Origin of the sequence: Paraburkholderia sp. Cy-641 (assembly GCF_011752945.1) — a bacterium.
Taxonomy (GTDB): Bacteria; Pseudomonadota; Gammaproteobacteria; order Burkholderiales; family Burkholderiaceae; genus Paraburkholderia.
On sequence record NZ_VWWM01000009.1, the window covers coordinates 124,981 to 140,772 of the forward strand.

Consider the following 15,792-nt stretch of genomic DNA (forward strand, 5'->3'; position numbering starts at 1 on the left):
ATTAAGTTGCAAATTAAGTTGCCGATGGTTCGGTTGGCCAGCGCGCGCGTCGTCGTGCCTCGCGCGCGCCGTGAGGTTGCGCGGTCAGTCGCTCGGACCGGGTTTTGCCGACGGGTCGCTGCGCAGACGCTGGCGCGTCACGTCGCGGCCCACCGCGAGGCGGCGCATGTACTTGAAGGTGCCGAGCGCCTTGGCGACGAAGTGGCCTTCGCTGTCGCGGATCTCGCCTTCGCAATAGGCCATCGTGGTCGAGCGGTGCAGCACGCGGCCGCTCGCGCGCAACTCGCCGCGGCCGGGCTGCATGAAGTTGACCTTCATCTCGACCGTGACGACGCCGACGCCGTCGCCGGCGAGACTGCGCGCGGCCATCGCGAGCGCGACGTCGGCGAGCGTCATCGTAACGCCGCCGTGCGCGACGTCCCAGGTGTTCATGTGATCGGGCTGCAAGGGCAGCACGACTTCGCTGACGCCGTCGGCGGCGCTGAGCAAGCGCGCGCCGAGGCGGTCGACGAAGGGGCTTTCGGGCAACGAAGCGTTGCCGCTGCGGGCGGATGAGGTCGAGTCGGTCATTGCAGTGTTCGGAGTTCGTGGTCAGCGGCGTCTGCATCTGGAACGGTCGCATCACGCGGACGGTCGCCGCGCAAGGCGCGCGCGGGCACAAACGCGGACGCAAGCGCATACGCGCGTGGCGAAAAATGATACCTGCTATCGCTTCGGTGCATTCACGTCGCTGTGCTTCTTCGTTCGCTCATGGGGTGCCTATCGGTTGCTCACGGGTTGCGCCTCATTCGTTCATCATCTGTTTAGTCAGGCGTATCAGACTGACGAAGCATGAAGCGAAAACGGTAGCTGGGTCGGCGGGCATACAATCGAAAAGCGTGTCGGGCGGACTGAGGCACAATTGCGCGAGAGATTGCGCCCGGAATATCAATATGAGTACGGCTCAGGTTGTCTTATCTACTGCAATGATGAACGAAAAATCCTATCCCCAGTTCTATGTGCTGTTCGGGGGATATCTCAACCAGGATAGCGATCTTTGGGGCGATAAGCTGGAAGATGTCGTCTCTTGCTACAAGCGAGACAGTTCTCCGGAAGAAATCGCAGAGGCGCTATCGGAAATAGACACATTCAAAAAAGAGGCAGGTGAGAGTCTCGACACAAAATTCTATGAAGCCTATGGATTCAATTTCAACCCGGTTCTATGGGGCTATACAACTGCTTCGTTTTTCGACGAATTGAAGCGTATTCTGAGTGCATAGTTCCCTTGTCTCCGCACGCGGGTGGCTCAGTCACCCGGTGCTTCTTGCACACATGCCGCTGGCCGTGCCCGCATTCGCCTCCATGCGCCACGCGCTCGCCTTCGCGTGCGCCGCGCAGTTCGCACAGATTCACTACCTGCCGCGCGACAAGCTCTCCGGCGGACCTGACCCGCACGATGCCCCTTGTCGACCAGGGCGCGCCTAGCCTGCCGCTACCGAGGCTACCGGGCATCGCATCACCGTGAGCTTGCTCACAGATGCGCGCCCGGCACCCACCACCTCAGGCCACCTCAGACCACTTCGAACAAGCCCGCCGCGCCCTGCCCGCCGCCGATGCACATCGTCACCACGACGAACTTCACGCCGCGCCGTTTGCCCTCGATCAGCGCATGGCCGACGAGCCGCGCGCCCGACACGCCATACGGGTGGCCGACCGCGATCGCGCCGCCGTTCACGTTGAGGCGGTCGTGCGGAATGCCAAGCGTATCCGCGCAATAGAGCACCTGCACCGCGAACGCTTCGTTCAGCTCCCACAGGCCGATGTCCTCGACCTTGAGGCCGGCCTTCTTCAACAGCTTCGGCACCGCAAACACCGGGCCAATGCCCATTTCGTCGGGCTCGCAACCGGCCACCGCGAAGCCGCGGAAAATACCGAGCGGCTGCAAACCTTCGCGCTCCGCGAGCGTCGCGTTCATCACCACGCTGGCCGACGCGCCGTCCGAGAACTGGCTCGCGTTGCCCGCGGTGATCACGCCGCCCGGCACCGCCGTGCGAATCTTCGCGACGCCTTCGAGCGTCGTGTCAGCGCGAATGCCTTCATCGCTGCTGACCGTCACCTCCTTCGTATAGAGCCGCCCGGTCGCTTTATCGGCGACACCGGCGAGCACCGTCAGCGGCACGATCTCGTCCTTGAACCGGCCGGCTTCGAGCGCGGCCGCCGCGCGCTGCTGCGAGCGCACGCCGTATTCGTCCTGGCGTTCCTTCGAAATCGCGTAGCGCTTCGCGACGTTCTCGGCCGTCTGCAGCATCGGCCAGTAGATTTCCGGCTTGTGCTCGTTGAGCCAGCCTTCGGTCATCATGTGGCGGTTCATCTCGTTCTGCACGCACGAGATCGACTCGACGCCACCGGCGACGAACACGTCGCCCTCACCGGCGATCACGCGTTGCGCGGCCAGCGCGATCGTCTGCAAGCCCGACGAGCAGAAGCGGTTCACGGTCATGCCCGGCACGCTGACCGGCAGGCCCGCGCGCAGCGCGATCTGCCGCGCGATATTGGCGCCGGTCGCGCCTTCCGGATTCGCGCAGCCCATGATGACGTCCTCGACGCGCGCCGGGTCGATTTTCGCGCGCTCGACCGCGGCCTGCGTCACGTGGCCGCCGAGCGTCGCGCCATGCGTCATGTTGAAACCGCCGCGCCACGATTTGGCGAGACCCGTGCGGGCGGTGGATACGATTACGGCGTCAGTCATGCGTGTCTCCCATTGCAGTGTCGAGAGCGGCGCGCCGGCTCGATGCCGTGCGCTTCATCCCGGTTTCATGCCGGTTTTATGCGCGTGGGCGCGCCGCCTCTGTCGTTTGATCCGAGTCTGATTCGAGTCTGATCCAGACTCGATTCGGGTGAGATCGGCGCGCCGCGCGAAGCCGCCGCGCCGATCCCCGTCGTCCGCTCAGCCGTTGAAGCCGCGCCCCTCGGCGGCCAGCTTCGCGATGCTGGCCGCGAGCTTCCACGCGTCGCCGTTCGGCCGCGCCGCGTAGCGGCGAATCGCGCGCTCGACGTTGTAGAGCCCGACCGTGTCCGCGTACAGCATCGGGCCGCCGCGATGAAGCGGAAAGCCGTAGCCGGTCAGATAGACCATGTCGATGTCCGACGCCTTCGACGCAATGCCCTCTTCGAGAATCTTCGCGCCTTCGTTGACGAGCGCGAACACGAGCCGCTCGACGATTTCCTCGTCGCTGATCTTGCGGCGCTCGGCGTTGGCCTCTTTCGAATACGCGCCGATCATCTCGTTGACCACGCTCGACGGATACGCGGTGCGGTCGCCGGCCTTGTAGTCGTACCAGCCACCGCCGGTCTTCTGGCCGAAGCGGCCCATTTCGCACAGACGGTCGGCGATCTTCGAATAATGCATCTCGGGATACTCGAGATAGCGGCGCTTGCGAATCGCCCAGCCGATGTCGTTGCCGGCGAGATCGCTCATGCGGAACGGCCCCATTGCGAAGCCGAACTTCTCGATCGCCTTGTCGACCTGCGCGGGCAGCGCACCTTCTTCGAGCATGAAGAGCGCCTGGCGCACGTACTGCTCGATCATGCGATTGCCGATAAAGCCGTCGCATACGCCCGAGACGACCGCGGTCTTTTTGATCTTCTTCGCGACCTTCATCACGGTGGCGAGCACGTCCTTCGCGGTCTCCTTGCCGCGCACGACTTCGAGCAGCTTCATCACGTTGGCCGGACTGAAGAAGTGCATGCCGACCACGTCCCGCGGACGCTTCGTGAACGCGGCAATCTTGTCGACATCGAGCGTCGACGTGTTCGAGGCGAGGATCGCGCCGGGCTTCGCGACTTCGTCGAGGCGGCGGAACACCTGCTCCTTCACGCCCAGTTCTTCGAACACGGCTTCGACGATCAGGTCGGCGCTCTTCAGGTCGTCGTAGGAAAGCGTCGGCTTCAGCAGCGCGAGGCGCTGTTCCATCACCTCAGGCTTGAGCTTGCCCTTCCTGACCGTCGCCTCGTAGTTCTTGCGGATCGTCGCGAGCCCGCGGTCGAGCGCTTCCTGCTTCGTTTCGAGCAGCGTGACCGGAATGCCCGCGTTGATGAAGTTCATCGCGATACCGCCGCCCATCGTGCCCGCGCCGATCACGGCCACCTGGCCGATCTCGCGCACCGGCGTATCGGACGGCACATCGGGAATCTTGCTCGCCGCGCGTTCGCCGAAGAACGCATGACGCAGCGCGCGGCTCTCGGGCGTCTGCACGAGCGCGAGAAAACGTTCGCGCTCGAAGGCGAGGCCCTTGTCGAAGCCGTTCTGCACGCCGGCTTCCACCGCGTCGATGCACTTGTGCGGCGCCGGGAAATGCTTCGCGATTGCCGCGACGCTGTTGCGCGCGAACTGGATGAAACCGGCTGCGTTCGGATGCTCGATCTTGCGCTCGCGCACTTTCGGGTGCGGGCCCGCCTTCGAACCCACCTTGCGCGCGAAGGCGAGCGCGGCTTCGGCGAGTTCGGCCGGGTTCGCGACGACTTCGTCGAACAGGCCCGAGTCGGCGAGCTTTTCGGAGAGCACCGGCGCGCCCGAGACGATCATGTTCAGCGCGGCTTCGAGACCGATCGCGCGCGGCAGACGCTGCGTGCCGCCCGCGCCCGGCAAAATGCCGAGCTTCACTTCGGGCAGCGCGATCTGCGCGCCGGCCGCGGCAACGCGGTAATGCGCGCCGAGCGCGAGTTCGAGGCCGCCGCCCATCGCGACGCTGTGAATCGCCGCGACGACCGGCTTCGCGCTGCCTTCGACGGCCTTGATGACGGTCGCGAGCGTCGGCTCCTGGGTCGCCTTCGGCGTATTGAATTCGGTGATGTCGGCGCCGCCCGAAAAGGCCTTGCCTGCTCCCGTCAGCACGACGGCCTTGATGGCCGGGTCGTTCTGCGCGCGCTCGAGCCCTTCGACGATGCCCGCTCGCGTCGACAGTCCGAGGCCATTCACAGGGGGATTGTTCAGCGTGATGACGGCCACGCCGTCATGAGTCGTGTAGTCCACTACTGCGTCGTTTACCGCCATGCCTGCCTCCATGCGATCCATGCAATGAGGCGGCGCGTGATGCGCCGCCCGTCCGGCTCATCGGGTCCGTGATCGGGTCCGCTCATTGTCGGACTTTTTCGACCGATGAATCCGGGGTCAGCAGACAGAATACACAAAAAAGAACGATCGTTCAATTTAGAGTCAGACAGGGTTTCCCCTGGCGTCGGCCGCAAGCGGCGTTAGCGGACAATCGCGGGCGTCGTCCAGCGCGGACGGCAGCACATGGTCGCGGAACCGGTCGCGCAGCTTGAGCTTCTGCAGCTTGCCGGTCGCCGTGTGCGGCAGTTCGTCGACGAACACGACGTCGTCGGGAATCCACCACTTCGCGACCTTGCCGTCATAGAACGCGAGCAGTTCCTCGCGCGTGGGCTCGTGCCCCGCGCGCTTGACGACCACGAGCAGCGGCCGCTCGGTCCACTTCGGATGCGCGCACGCGATGCAGGCCGCTTCGGCCACGCCCGGATGCGCGATCGCGACGTTCTCGACGTCGATCGAGCTGATCCATTCGCCGCCCGACTTGATGACGTCCTTCGAGCGGTCGGTGATATGCAGGAAGCTGTCGGGGTCGATCGTCGCGACGTCGCCGGTCGGGAACCAGCCGTCGACGAGCGGCGCGTCGTCCTTGCGGAAATACCGGTCGATCACCCATGGTCCGCGCACGTGCAGATCGCCGAACGCGACGCCGTCCCACGGCAATTCGCGGCCGTCCTCGCCGACGATCTTCATGTCGACCCCATAGATCGTATGGCCCTGCTTTTCGAGCAGCTTGCGCTGCTCCGCCACCGGCCGCTGGCTCTGCTCCCACGTCAGTTTCGACAAGGTGCCGAGCGGCGACATTTCCGTCATGCCCCATGCGTGGATGACCTGCACGCCGTAGTCGTCCTCGAACGTGCGCAGCATCGCGGGCGGACACGCGGAGCCGCCGATCACCGTGCGCTCCAGCGAGGAAAACTTCACGCCCGCTTCGCGCAGGTAGTTGAGCAAACCGAGCCAGACGGTCGGCACGCCGGCCGAATACGTGACGCGCTCGCGCTCCATCAGTTCGTAGAGCGACTTGCCGTCGAGATCCTTGCCGGGCAGCACGAGCTTCGCGCCGGTCAGCGGCGCCGCATGCGGAATGCCCCATGCATTGACGTGGAACATCGGCACCACGGGCAGCACGCTGTCGCGCGCGGACAGGCACATCGCATCGGGCAGCGAGGCGCCGAGCGCATGCAGCACCGTCGAGCGATGCGAATACAGCGCGCCCTTCGGATTGCCGGTCGTGCCCGACGTATAGCAGAGGTACGAGGCCTGGCGCTCGTCGAGCGCGGGCCACGCGAAGTGGCCGTCCTGCGCGGCCATCAGCGTTTCGTAGCAGAGCACCGGCGTTTGCATCGACGGCAGATGCGCTTCGTCGCACAACGCGATCCAGCCGCGCACTTTCGGGCACTGCGGCGCGAGCGTATCGACGAGCGCGGCGAACGTCGTGTCGAACAGCACGTAGGCGTCGTCCGCGTGATTGACGATGTAGGCGATCTGGTCGGGAAAGAGCCGCGGGTTGATCGTGTGGCATACGGCGCCGAAGCCAGCCGTGCCGTAATACGCTTCGAGATGCCGGTAGCCGTTCCAGGCGAGCGTCGCGACCCGCTCGCCCGCCTCGACGCCGAGCGCGATCAGCGCCTGCGCGAGCTGCTTCGCGCGCTGCTCGCAATCGCGGTAGGTGTAGCGATGCAGATCGCCTTCGATGCGGCGCGACACGATCTCGGTGCTGCCGAAATGCCGCGCGGCGTGCGCGAGCAGCGATGACACGGTGAGCGGCACGTCCATCATCTGGCCCAGCAACGGCGTCGTCATAAGGCGGAGTCTCCTCGGCTTGTCGATAGGGGCGGATTGCGTTCGGGTTGCGGTCGGCTGGCGTTTCGATTCGCCCTGCCTGGCTGTAATTTACTTCGATTCGGATCGGCAAGCGGTTGAGGCGCGCAAGGCGGAAAATCGTTGCGGCGGCGACCGTGGCCGAATGGGACCCAACGGACCCAAAGGAACCAGGCTGAACCAGGCGGCACCGAACGAAGCAACTCCGTCCGAACCCGTTCAGGCGGCCAGCCAGCAGCGCCGCGGGCGCGGACTTACAATATCGGTTAATCCAGAGGCGCTCAACATGTCGTTTTCCCCAAGCATTGCAGGGCTATCCGCAGCTTTGACGGATCTTTCCAACACACTCGCCACTCCCCCCGACAACGCCTTCGCGCGGCTCGGCAGCACGTTTCTCACGCGCCTGCCCGCCGCGCCGCTCAGCGCACCGTACCAGGTCGGCTTTTCGGCCGAGACCGCCGCGCTGCTCGGTTTGCCGCCAGGCATCGAGCATGATCCGGGTTTCATCGAACTGTTCTGCGGCAACGCGACGCGCAACTGGCCCGCTGAGGCGCTGCCGTATGCGTCGGTGTACTCGGGGCACCAGTTCGGCGTGTGGGCCGGCCAGCTCGGCGACGGCCGCGCGCTCGGCCTCGGCGAACTCGCACACGACGGCCAGCGCTTCGAACTGCAACTGAAGGGCGCGGGCCTCACGCCCTATTCGCGCATGGCCGACGGCCGCGCGGTGCTGCGCTCGTCGATCCGCGAATATCTGTGCTCGGAAGCGATGCATCATCTCGGCATTCCGACCACGCGCGCGCTGTGCGTGATCGGCTCCGATCAGCCGGTGCGGCGCGAGACGATCGAAACCGCCGCGGTGGTCACGCGCGTCGCGCCGAGCTTCGTGCGCTTCGGCCACTTCGAGCACTTCTATGCGAACGATCGCGTCGATGCGCTGCGCACGCTGGCCGATCACGTGATCGAACGCTTCTATCCGCATTGCCGCGAAGCCGACGACCCGTATCTCGCGCTGCTCGACGAGGCGGTGCGCTCCACCGCCGATCTGATGGTCGACTGGCAGGCGGTCGGTTTCTGTCACGGCGTGATGAATACCGACAACATGTCGATCCTCGGCCTCACGATCGACTACGGCCCGTTCGGTTTCCTGGACGGCTTCGACGCGAACCACATCTGCAATCACTCCGATACGCACGGCCGCTACGCGTACCAGCGGCAGCCGCAGGTCGCCTACTGGAACCTGTTCTGCCTCGCGCAAGGGCTGCTGCCGATCCTCGGCGAACGGCACGACGCAAGCGTGCGCGGCGACAAGGCGATCGAAGACGCGCAACGCGTGCTCGGCGGCTTCAAGGACCGGTTCGCGCCGGAGCTCGCTAACCGCATGCGCGCGAAGCTCGGCCTCGAACACGCGCGCGAAGGCGACGACGCGCTCGTGAATCGCCTGTTCGAAGTGATGCACACAAACCGCGCCGATTTCACGCTGACGTTCCGCCATCTCGCGAGCTTGTCGAAACACGATGCGAGCAGCGACGCGCCGGTGCGCGACCTGTTCCTCGACCGCGCCGCCTTCGACGCCTGGGCGAACGACTATCGCGCGCGGCTGTCCGAAGAAACACGCGACGACGCCGCGCGCGCCATTGCAATGAACCGCGTGAACCCCAAATTCGTACTTCGCAACCATCTGGCGGAAACCGCGATCCAGCGCGCGAAGGAAAAGGATTTTTCCGAAGTGGAACGGCTCGCGACCGTGCTGCGCCGCCCGTTCGACGAACAGCCCGAATACGCCGCGTATGCGGGCCTGCCGCCCGACTGGGCGAGTTCGCTCGAAGTCAGCTGTTCGTCGTGACGCGTGACGCGCGGGCGGCTCCGCCTTCAACATACCGAGACTGAAACCGGGCATTTCCAGGCCCGACCCGAGACAGGAAGCGACCATGAACAATCCCGACGATCTCAAGCACGACGCCCCCGCGGTCCAGAAAAGCGATACCGAATGGCGCAAGCAGCTCTCCGACATCGAATATCAGGTGACGCGCCACGCGGCCACCGAGCGCCCGTTCACGGGCCGCTATCACGATCACTGGGAGCGCGGCATTTACGACTGCGTCTGTTGCGGCACCCCGCTGTTCGAATCGGACACCAAGTTCGACGCGGGCTGCGGCTGGCCGAGCTACTTCCGGCCGATCGACGGCGAGGTGATCGCCGAGAAGACCGACCGTTCGCACGGCATGCTGCGTATCGAGGTGCAATGCAAGAAGTGCGGCGCGCACCTCGGCCACGTATTCGAAGACGGACCGGCGCCGACTGGTCTGCGTTACTGCATCAATTCGGCTGCGTTACAATTCGAGCCCAAGTAACGCGGCGCGAAATCCAAGGGCAAGGCCGGTGGCAGGCATGGCCCAGGGATTCGGGCGTTGCGCCGCGCGCGGCGCCCTTCAGCCGGCTTTCGGGCCGTGTTCGTGACCTGTCCGTAGCGTGTTCGTCACGTGGTCGTGTCTGGGCAGCATGCGAGGGCGCCTCGTGCCGCCGGCTGGCGGTGCCGCTCGCGGCACCGCGCCCGCAAGCCGTCACGGGTCTTATCGCGCGGGCCGCCCGCTTGCGCAACGGCGGGCGCGCAGCGATCAGCCATTGCCGCACGCACTGCGTCACTCAACCCGTTGCCTGATTTACCGCTCCACTCACTCTCCGACTTCCCGACCAGATAATGAAATTCCTGTTCGATCTGTTCCCGATCATCCTGTTCTTCGTCGCCTTCAAGATCTGGGGCATTTTCACGGCGACGGCAGTGGCGATCGTCGCAACCCTGGTGCAGATCGCGTGGGTCGCGTTCCGCCATCGCAAGGTCGACCCGATGCTGTGGGTAAGCCTCGGCGTCGTCGTCGTGTTCGGCGGCGCGACGCTCGTGCTGCACAACGACACCTTCATCAAATGGAAACCGACCGTGCTGTACTGGGCGTTTTCCGTCGCGCTGATCGTCTCGCAACTCGGCTTCAACAAGAACCTGATCGAAGCGATGATGGGCAAGCAGATCACGCTGCCGCACGCGATCTGGAGCAAGCTGAACCTCGTCTGGGCGGTGTTTTTCGTGCTGCTCGGCCTCCTGAACCTGTTCGTCGCCTATCACTACACGACCGACCAGTGGGTCAATTTCAAGCTGTTCGGCGCCACCGGCTGCCTGCTCGTGTTCATCGTCGGACAGAGCCTGTGGCTGTCGAAGTACATGAAGGAAGAATGACATGAGCGATCTGTTCATGCACGCCACGACCGCCGAGCGCGCCGCGCTGATCGAGGCGCGCCTTTCGGCTGCGCTCGCGCCGGTCGAGTCGATCCGCATCACCGACGACAGCGCGCAGCACGCGGGCCACGCCGGCGCTGCGGCCGGCGGTCATTTCAGTGTCACGATCGTGGCCGCCGCATTTGCCGGCAAGGCCCGCGTGGCGCGGCATCGCATGGTGTATGATGCGCTGGCCGATGCCATGCAGCGCGGCATCCATGCCCTTGCCATCACGGCGTATACGCCCGAAGAATTTGCTTTGTTGCCCCGCTAGGAACTCTCGATGACCTTGAAGAAAACCCGCCTCTGGGTGTTGCTGGCTGCATTCGCGGCCGCACCTGCATTCGCACAGAACATCGCCGTCGTGAACGGCACGCCGATTCCGAAGGCACGCGCCGATGCGCTGATCGATCAACTGGTTCATCAAGGCCAGCAGAACACGCCGCAATTGCAGCAGGCCGTGCGCGAAGAACTGGTGAACCGCGAAATCCTGATGCAGGAAGCGCTGCGTCGTGGCCTGCCGAACCGCCCCGACGTCAAGGCGCAAGTCGCGGTCGCGCAGCAAACCGTCGTGCTGCGCGCGCTGATCGAAGACTTCGTGAAGAACAACCAGCCGACCGACGCCGAAGTCACCGCGCGCTACAACGCGCTGATCAAGGACGCGGGCGGCAAGGAATATCACCTGCACCACATCCTCGTCGACAACGAGCAGCAGGCGAAGGACCTGATCGCGAAGATCAAGGCGGGTGCGAGCTTCGAAGACCTGGCCAGGCAGTACTCGAAGGACCCGGGCTCGGGCAAGAACGGCGGCGATCTCGACTGGTCGGACCCGAAGGCCTACGTGCCAGAATTCGCGGACGCAGCCACGCATCTGCAGAAAGGCCAGATGACCGACACGCCGGTGCACACGCAATTCGGCTGGCACATTATCCGCGTCGACGACATCCGCGCCATCACGCCGCCGCCGCTCGAACAGGTGCGCGCGCAGATCGTGCAGCAGATCCAGCAGGAAAAGCTGCAGGCGTTCGAGGAAGGTTTGCGCAAGAACGCGAAGATTCAGTAAGCGCCGGGAAGCAGGTTACGCAAGCCCTGCCTCTTCCGAAGCCAGAAACAAAAAAGCCGCCCTCGGGCGGCTTTTTTATTGCCGTAGCGTTGCGAGCAGTTCGCGGCGGACTTCACGACGCTGCGAATTTCGCGTTATGTGGGCCGTTCGCTACAACCTGCCCGGATGCAAGGCCGAGCCGACAAGGCCGTCGCGCTGGGCGACGTGCCTTGTCCACGCAAACGCATTACCGCCGCATCACCACGTCGCTTAACCGAGCCAGCGGCGCGCGTTCTGGAACACACGCAGCCACGGGCTCGCGTCCGTGCCGATCTCGCCCCAGCCTTGCGGATGCCAGCTCATCTGCACCGTGCGGTGCACGCGCTCGGTGTGCGGCATCAGCACCGTGAAACGGCCATCGGCCGTGGTGACCGACGTAATACCCTCGGGCGAACCGTTCGGGTTGAACGGATACTGCTCCGTTGCCTCGCCACGGTGATCGATATAACGCATCGCCACCGCGACCTTCGACTTGTCGCCCTGCTGCGAGAAGTCCGCAAAGCCTTCGCCGTGCGCGACCGCGACCGGAATGCGCGAGCCTTCCATGCCCACAAAGAAGATCGACGGCGATGCCTGCACCTCGACGAGCGAGAAGCGCGCCTCGAATTTCTCCGACTTGTTGCGCGTGAACTTCGGCCATGCTTCGGCGCCGGGAATCATCGAGGCGAGGCTGCTCATCATCTGGCAGCCGTTGCAGATGCCGAGCGCGAACGTGTCGTCACGGCCGAAGAACGCCGCGAACATGTCGGCCAGTTGCGCGTTGAAGCGGATCGTCTTCGCCCAGCCCTCGCCCGCGCCGAGCGTGTCGCCGTACGAGAAGCCGCCGCAGGCGACCGCGCCGGCGAAGTCGGCGAGATTCGCTCGGCCCGCCAGCAGATCGCTCATGTGGACGTCGTGCGCGTCGAAACCGGCGCGATCGAATGCATAGGCCGTTTCGAGGTGCGAGTTCACACCCTGCTCGCGCAGGATCGCGACGCGCGGACGCGCGCCCTTGCCCACGAACGGCGCCGCCACGTCTTGCGCCGGATCGAAGCTCAGCGCCGGCACGATGCCGGGGTCGGCCGCGTCGAGCAGCGTGTCGTATTCGGCATCGGCGCAAGCGGGGTTGTCGCGCAGACGCGCGATGCGCCAGCTCACTTCGCTCCACGTGCGATGCAGTTCGGCGCGCGGCGCTTCGTAGACCTTCTTCGCGTCGCGATAGACCTCGATCACGTCGCGCTCGTTGACCTTGCCGATCACATGCGAGCAGGCCGACAGGCCGTGCTCGCGCAACGCGCCGAGCACGGCGTCGCGATCGGCCGCGCGCACCTGGATCACGCCGCCGAGCTCTTCGTTGAAGAGCGCGCGAATCGTGCGGTCTTCGCGGCGGCCGCTCGTCTGCTTGGCCCAGTCCTTCGCGTCGCCGTAATCGGATTCGTGGTTCGCGTCGAGCACGAGCATGTCGACGTTCAGCGACACGCCCGCGTGACCTGCGAACGCCATTTCGCAGACCGTCGCCCACAGGCCGCCGTCCGAGCGGTCGTGGTACGCGAGCAGCTTGCCGTCGCGGTTGAGAGACTGGATCGCGTTGAAGAAGCGCTTGAGGTCTTCGGGATCGTTGACGTCGGGCACCGTGTCGCCGACCTGCTGCGTGACCTGCGCGAGGATGCTGCCGCCGAGACGATGCTTGCCGCGGCCGAGGTCGATCGCGATCAGCACCGAATCGCCGGCGTCGGCGACCCGGCGCAGTTGCGGCGTCAGATGGCGGCGCACGTCTTCGACCGGCGCGAATGCCGAGATAATCAGCGAGACCGGCGCGACCACTTCCTTGGCGACGCCGCGGTCTTCCCAGCGCGTGCGCATCGACAGCGAATCCTTGCCGACCGGAATGCTGATGCCGAGCGCCGGGCACAGCTCCATGCCGATCGCCTTGACCGTGTCGTAGAGCGCCGCGTCTTCGCCCGGTGCGCCGCACGCGGCCATCCAGTTGGCCGACAGCTTGAGCTTGTCGAGCGACGCGATCGGCGCCGCGGCAATGTTCGTGATCGCCTCGCCGACCGCCATGCGGCCCGAAGCCGGCGCATCGATCACGGCGAGCGGCGTGCGCTCGGACATCGTCATCGCTTCGCCGCGGAAACCGGCGTAGTCCATCGTCGTGATCGCGACGTCGGCCACCGGCACCTGCCACGGACCGACCATCTGGTCGCGCGCGGTCGTGCCGCCGACCGAGCGGTCGCCGATCGTAATCAGGAACGACTTGCTCGCCACCGTCGGATGGCGCAGCACGCTCTGCGCGACGTCCTGCAGCGCGAGGCCGGTCACCTCGACCGGTTCGAGCTTGCGCTCGACGCGCCTGACGTCGCGATGCATGCGCGGCGGCTTGCCGAGCAGCACTTCCATCGGCATATCGACGGGCTGATGCGCGGCTTCGTTCTGCTCCGCATCGATCAGCTTCAGCTGACGCTCGGCGGTGGCCGTGCCGATCACCGCGAACGGGCAGCGCTCGCGCCGGCACATCGCTTCGAACGCCGGCAGATCGGCCGGCGCGATGGCGAGCACGTAGCGCTCCTGCGCTTCGTTCGACCAGATTTCGCGCGGCGACAGGCCGCTTTCTTCAAGCTGGATCTTGCGCAGTTCGAACACCGCGCCCTTGCCCGCGCCGTCCACCACTTCGGGGAACGCGTTCGACAGACCGCCCGCGCCGACGTCGTGAATGCTGAGGATCGGGTTCTTCTCGCCGAGCTGCCAGCACGCGTTGATGACTTCCTGCGCGCGCCGCTCGATTTCGGGGTTGCCGCGCTGCACCGAGTCGAAGTCGAGTTCGGCCGTGTTGGTGCCGGTCGCCATCGAACTCGCAGCACCGCCGCCCATGCCGATGCGCATGCCCGGGCCGCCGATCTGGATCAGCAGCGACCCTTCCGGCAGATCGTGCTTGTGCGTGTGCTGGTCGGAGATATTGCCGATGCCGCCGGCGATCATGATCGGCTTGTGATAGCCGCGCACGAGGCCCCCGACGTTCTGCTCGTAAGCGCGGAAATAGCCGCCGAGGTTCGGCCGGCCGAATTCGTTGTTGAACGCGGCGCCGCCGAGCGGACCGTCGATCATGATCTGCAGCGGCGAGGCGATGCGGTCCGGACGGCCGTAGGCTTCGTGCTGCGCGGCCGGATTGCGCTGTTCGAGCGGCTGCGCGGCATCGCGCGCGTTTTCCCACGATTCGACGGCGTCCGGCAGTTCGAGGTTCGACACCGTGAAGCCCGCGAGCCCCGCCTTCGGACGCGCGCCACGGCCGGTCGCGCCTTCGTCGCGGATTTCGCCGCCCGCGCCGGTCGCGGCGCCCGGGAACGGCGAGATCGCGGTAGGGTGATTGTGCGTTTCGACCTTCATCAGCGTGTGCGTGAGCTCGACGCCGCGGCGGTAGTGCTCGGGCAAGCCGTTCGCGCCGGCTTCGGCCGGCGTGCGCGGGAACCAGCGCTCGGCCATGCCGCCCGCCATGATCGCCGAGTTGTCCGAATAGGCGACGATCGTGCCCTGCGGATTCAGCTTCTCGGTGTTGCGGATCATGTTGAACAGCGAAATGTCCTGCTTCTCGCCGTCGATGGTCCAGTCCGCGTTGAAGATCTTGTGGCGGCAGTGCTCGCTGTTGGCCTGCGCGAACATCATCAGTTCGACGTCGGTCGGGTTGCGGCCGAGCTTCGTGAAGGCGTCGACGAGGTAGTCGATTTCGTCGTCGGCGAGCGCGAGGCCCAGTTCCGCGTTGGCGTTTTCGAGCGCGGCGCGGCCCCGGCCGAGCACGTCGACGGTTTGCAGCGGCTTGGCCGGCAGTTCGTCGAACAGATGCAGCGCATGCTCGCGCGACGGCGCGACGCTCTCGGTCATGCGGTCGTGCAGCGCCGCGGCGACGGCCGCGCGCGCTTCGTCGGAGAGCGCCTTCTTGCCGCCGAGCAGGCCGCTTTTCAGCGTGACCGTGTACTCGACGCCGCGCTCGATGCGGCGCACCTGGGCGAGGCCGCACAGCTGCGCGATGTCGGTTGCCTTGCTGGCCCACGGCGACACGGTGCCGAAGCGCGGCACGACAAGGAAGGTCTCGACGGCGCCCCGCTCCTTGCCGGCTTCGAACGGATCGCCATAGTGCATCAGCGCCTCGACCTTCGCGCTGTCTTCAGCGGACAGTTCGGTCTGGGCGTTGACGAAGTGCAGATACTGGCCGCGCACGCCGGTGATATTCGCGTCGATGCGCGTCAGCGTTTCGAGCAGGCGGGTTTGACGGAAATCGGAAAGGGCCGAAGCGCCGGGGAAACACGAGAAGTGGGCCATGGGACTTGACGTTGCGTCGCTCAATGATGCCGGAGAGTCGCGCATGCAGGCGACGTGAGGCGGAAAGGAAGTCCGGGATTATACCCCGGGAACGGGCGTCCAGCGGGCTTCGGCGCACGCGCGAAGCGCGCCGCGCGGTGCCGTGCGCGTCGCCGCGCCGGCGGTTTGGCTGCTATCATTCGCCCTTTCACCCGATCGGCGCGCGAACGAGGTCTCACGCGG

At 65.6% G+C, this 15,792-nt stretch carries 11 protein-coding genes; 6 read left to right on the forward strand and 5 right to left on the reverse strand.

Annotated features, from left to right (window positions below; genetic code table 11):
- Positions 1 to 84 precede the first annotated feature (84 nt).
- Complete coding sequence (locus F3J20_RS07565; protein WP_167038238.1) at positions 85 to 570, reverse strand: PaaI family thioesterase; 486 nt, start codon at positions 568 to 570, stop codon at positions 85 to 87.
- A gap of 395 nt (positions 571 to 965) precedes the next feature.
- Here F3J20_RS07565 and F3J20_RS07570 point away from each other — a divergent pair, with 395 nt between their 5' ends.
- A complete protein-coding gene (locus F3J20_RS07570; RefSeq protein WP_167282897.1) occupies positions 966 to 1,259 on the forward strand; it encodes a contact-dependent growth inhibition system immunity protein in 294 nt (97 codons plus the stop codon).
- 290 nt (positions 1,260 to 1,549) lie between these two features.
- On the opposite strand, the gene F3J20_RS07575 is transcribed toward F3J20_RS07570, so the two are convergent.
- The 3 genes from F3J20_RS07575 to F3J20_RS07585 all read right to left on the reverse strand — a co-directional run bounded on the left by F3J20_RS07575 (position 1,550) and on the right by F3J20_RS07585 (position 6,889).
- A complete protein-coding gene (locus F3J20_RS07575; protein ID WP_167282872.1) occupies positions 1,550 to 2,728 on the reverse strand; it encodes an acetyl-CoA C-acyltransferase in 1,179 nt (392 codons plus the stop codon).
- Between the two features lie 198 nt (positions 2,729 to 2,926).
- Entirely contained in the window at positions 2,927 to 5,032 is a 2,106-nt protein-coding gene (locus tag F3J20_RS07580) for a 3-hydroxyacyl-CoA dehydrogenase NAD-binding domain-containing protein (protein WP_167282874.1), read from the reverse strand.
- Positions 5,033 to 5,194: 162 nt separating this feature from the next.
- Positions 5,195 to 6,889, reverse strand: coding sequence for a 3-(methylthio)propionyl-CoA ligase (locus tag F3J20_RS07585; protein ID WP_167282875.1), 1,695 nt, complete (start codon positions 6,887 to 6,889; stop codon positions 5,195 to 5,197).
- 304 nt (positions 6,890 to 7,193) lie between these two features.
- Here F3J20_RS07585 and F3J20_RS07590 point away from each other — a divergent pair, with 304 nt between their 5' ends.
- The 5 genes from F3J20_RS07590 (at position 7,194) to F3J20_RS07610 (ending at position 11,238) form a co-directional block, all read left to right on the forward strand.
- On the forward strand, positions 7,194 to 8,750 hold the full coding sequence (locus F3J20_RS07590) for a protein adenylyltransferase SelO (protein ID WP_167282876.1): 1,557 nt from the start codon (positions 7,194 to 7,196) through the stop codon (positions 8,748 to 8,750).
- 85 nt (positions 8,751 to 8,835) lie between these two features.
- Complete coding sequence (gene msrB / locus F3J20_RS07595) at positions 8,836 to 9,258, forward strand: peptide-methionine (R)-S-oxide reductase MsrB (RefSeq protein ID WP_167038248.1); 423 nt, start codon at positions 8,836 to 8,838, stop codon at positions 9,256 to 9,258.
- Positions 9,259 to 9,605: 347 nt separating this feature from the next.
- The gene (locus F3J20_RS07600) at positions 9,606 to 10,136 is read left to right on the forward strand and encodes a septation protein A (protein ID WP_167038250.1); all 531 of its coding nucleotides are present in this window, start codon (positions 9,606 to 9,608) and stop codon (positions 10,134 to 10,136) included.
- A 1-nt stretch (position 10,137) separates the two neighbouring features.
- Entirely contained in the window at positions 10,138 to 10,449 is a 312-nt protein-coding gene (locus F3J20_RS07605) for a BolA family protein (RefSeq protein WP_167282878.1), read from the forward strand.
- Between the two features lie 9 nt (positions 10,450 to 10,458).
- A complete protein-coding gene (locus tag F3J20_RS07610) occupies positions 10,459 to 11,238 on the forward strand; it encodes a peptidylprolyl isomerase (RefSeq protein ID WP_167038254.1) in 780 nt (259 codons plus the stop codon).
- A gap of 249 nt (positions 11,239 to 11,487) precedes the next feature.
- Here the strand turns inward: F3J20_RS07610 and purL are convergent, their stop codons facing one another.
- Positions 11,488 to 15,570 carry a phosphoribosylformylglycinamidine synthase gene (gene purL / locus F3J20_RS07615; RefSeq protein WP_167282879.1) on the reverse strand — a complete coding sequence of 1,361 codons (4,083 nt, stop codon included), beginning with the start codon at positions 15,568 to 15,570 and terminating at the stop codon, positions 11,488 to 11,490.
- Positions 15,571 to 15,792: the final 222 nt, after the last annotated feature.

Excerpts from the sequence above, each read along its gene's own strand:
- F3J20_RS07565 (WP_167038238.1), bottom strand. The coding sequence starts at position 570 with ATGACCGACTCGACCTCATCCGCCCGCAGCGGCAACGCTTCGTTGCCC.
- F3J20_RS07570 (WP_167282897.1), top strand. The coding sequence starts at position 966 with ATGATGAACGAAAAATCCTATCCCCAGTTCTATGTGCTGTTCGGGGGA.
- F3J20_RS07575 (WP_167282872.1), bottom strand. The coding sequence starts at position 2,728 with ATGACTGACGCCGTAATCGTATCCACCGCCCGCACGGGTCTCGCCAAA.
- F3J20_RS07580 (WP_167282874.1), bottom strand. The coding sequence starts at position 5,032 with ATGGCGGTAAACGACGCAGTAGTGGACTACACGACTCATGACGGCGTG.
- F3J20_RS07585 (WP_167282875.1), bottom strand. The coding sequence starts at position 6,889 with ATGACGACGCCGTTGCTGGGCCAGATGATGGACGTGCCGCTCACCGTG.
- F3J20_RS07590 (WP_167282876.1), top strand. The coding sequence starts at position 7,194 with ATGTCGTTTTCCCCAAGCATTGCAGGGCTATCCGCAGCTTTGACGGAT.
- msrB (WP_167038248.1), top strand. The coding sequence starts at position 8,836 with ATGAACAATCCCGACGATCTCAAGCACGACGCCCCCGCGGTCCAGAAA.
- F3J20_RS07600 (WP_167038250.1), top strand. The coding sequence starts at position 9,606 with ATGAAATTCCTGTTCGATCTGTTCCCGATCATCCTGTTCTTCGTCGCC.
- F3J20_RS07605 (WP_167282878.1), top strand. The coding sequence starts at position 10,138 with ATGAGCGATCTGTTCATGCACGCCACGACCGCCGAGCGCGCCGCGCTG.
- F3J20_RS07610 (WP_167038254.1), top strand. The coding sequence starts at position 10,459 with ATGACCTTGAAGAAAACCCGCCTCTGGGTGTTGCTGGCTGCATTCGCG.
- purL (WP_167282879.1), bottom strand. The coding sequence starts at position 15,570 with ATGGCCCACTTCTCGTGTTTCCCCGGCGCTTCGGCCCTTTCCGATTTC.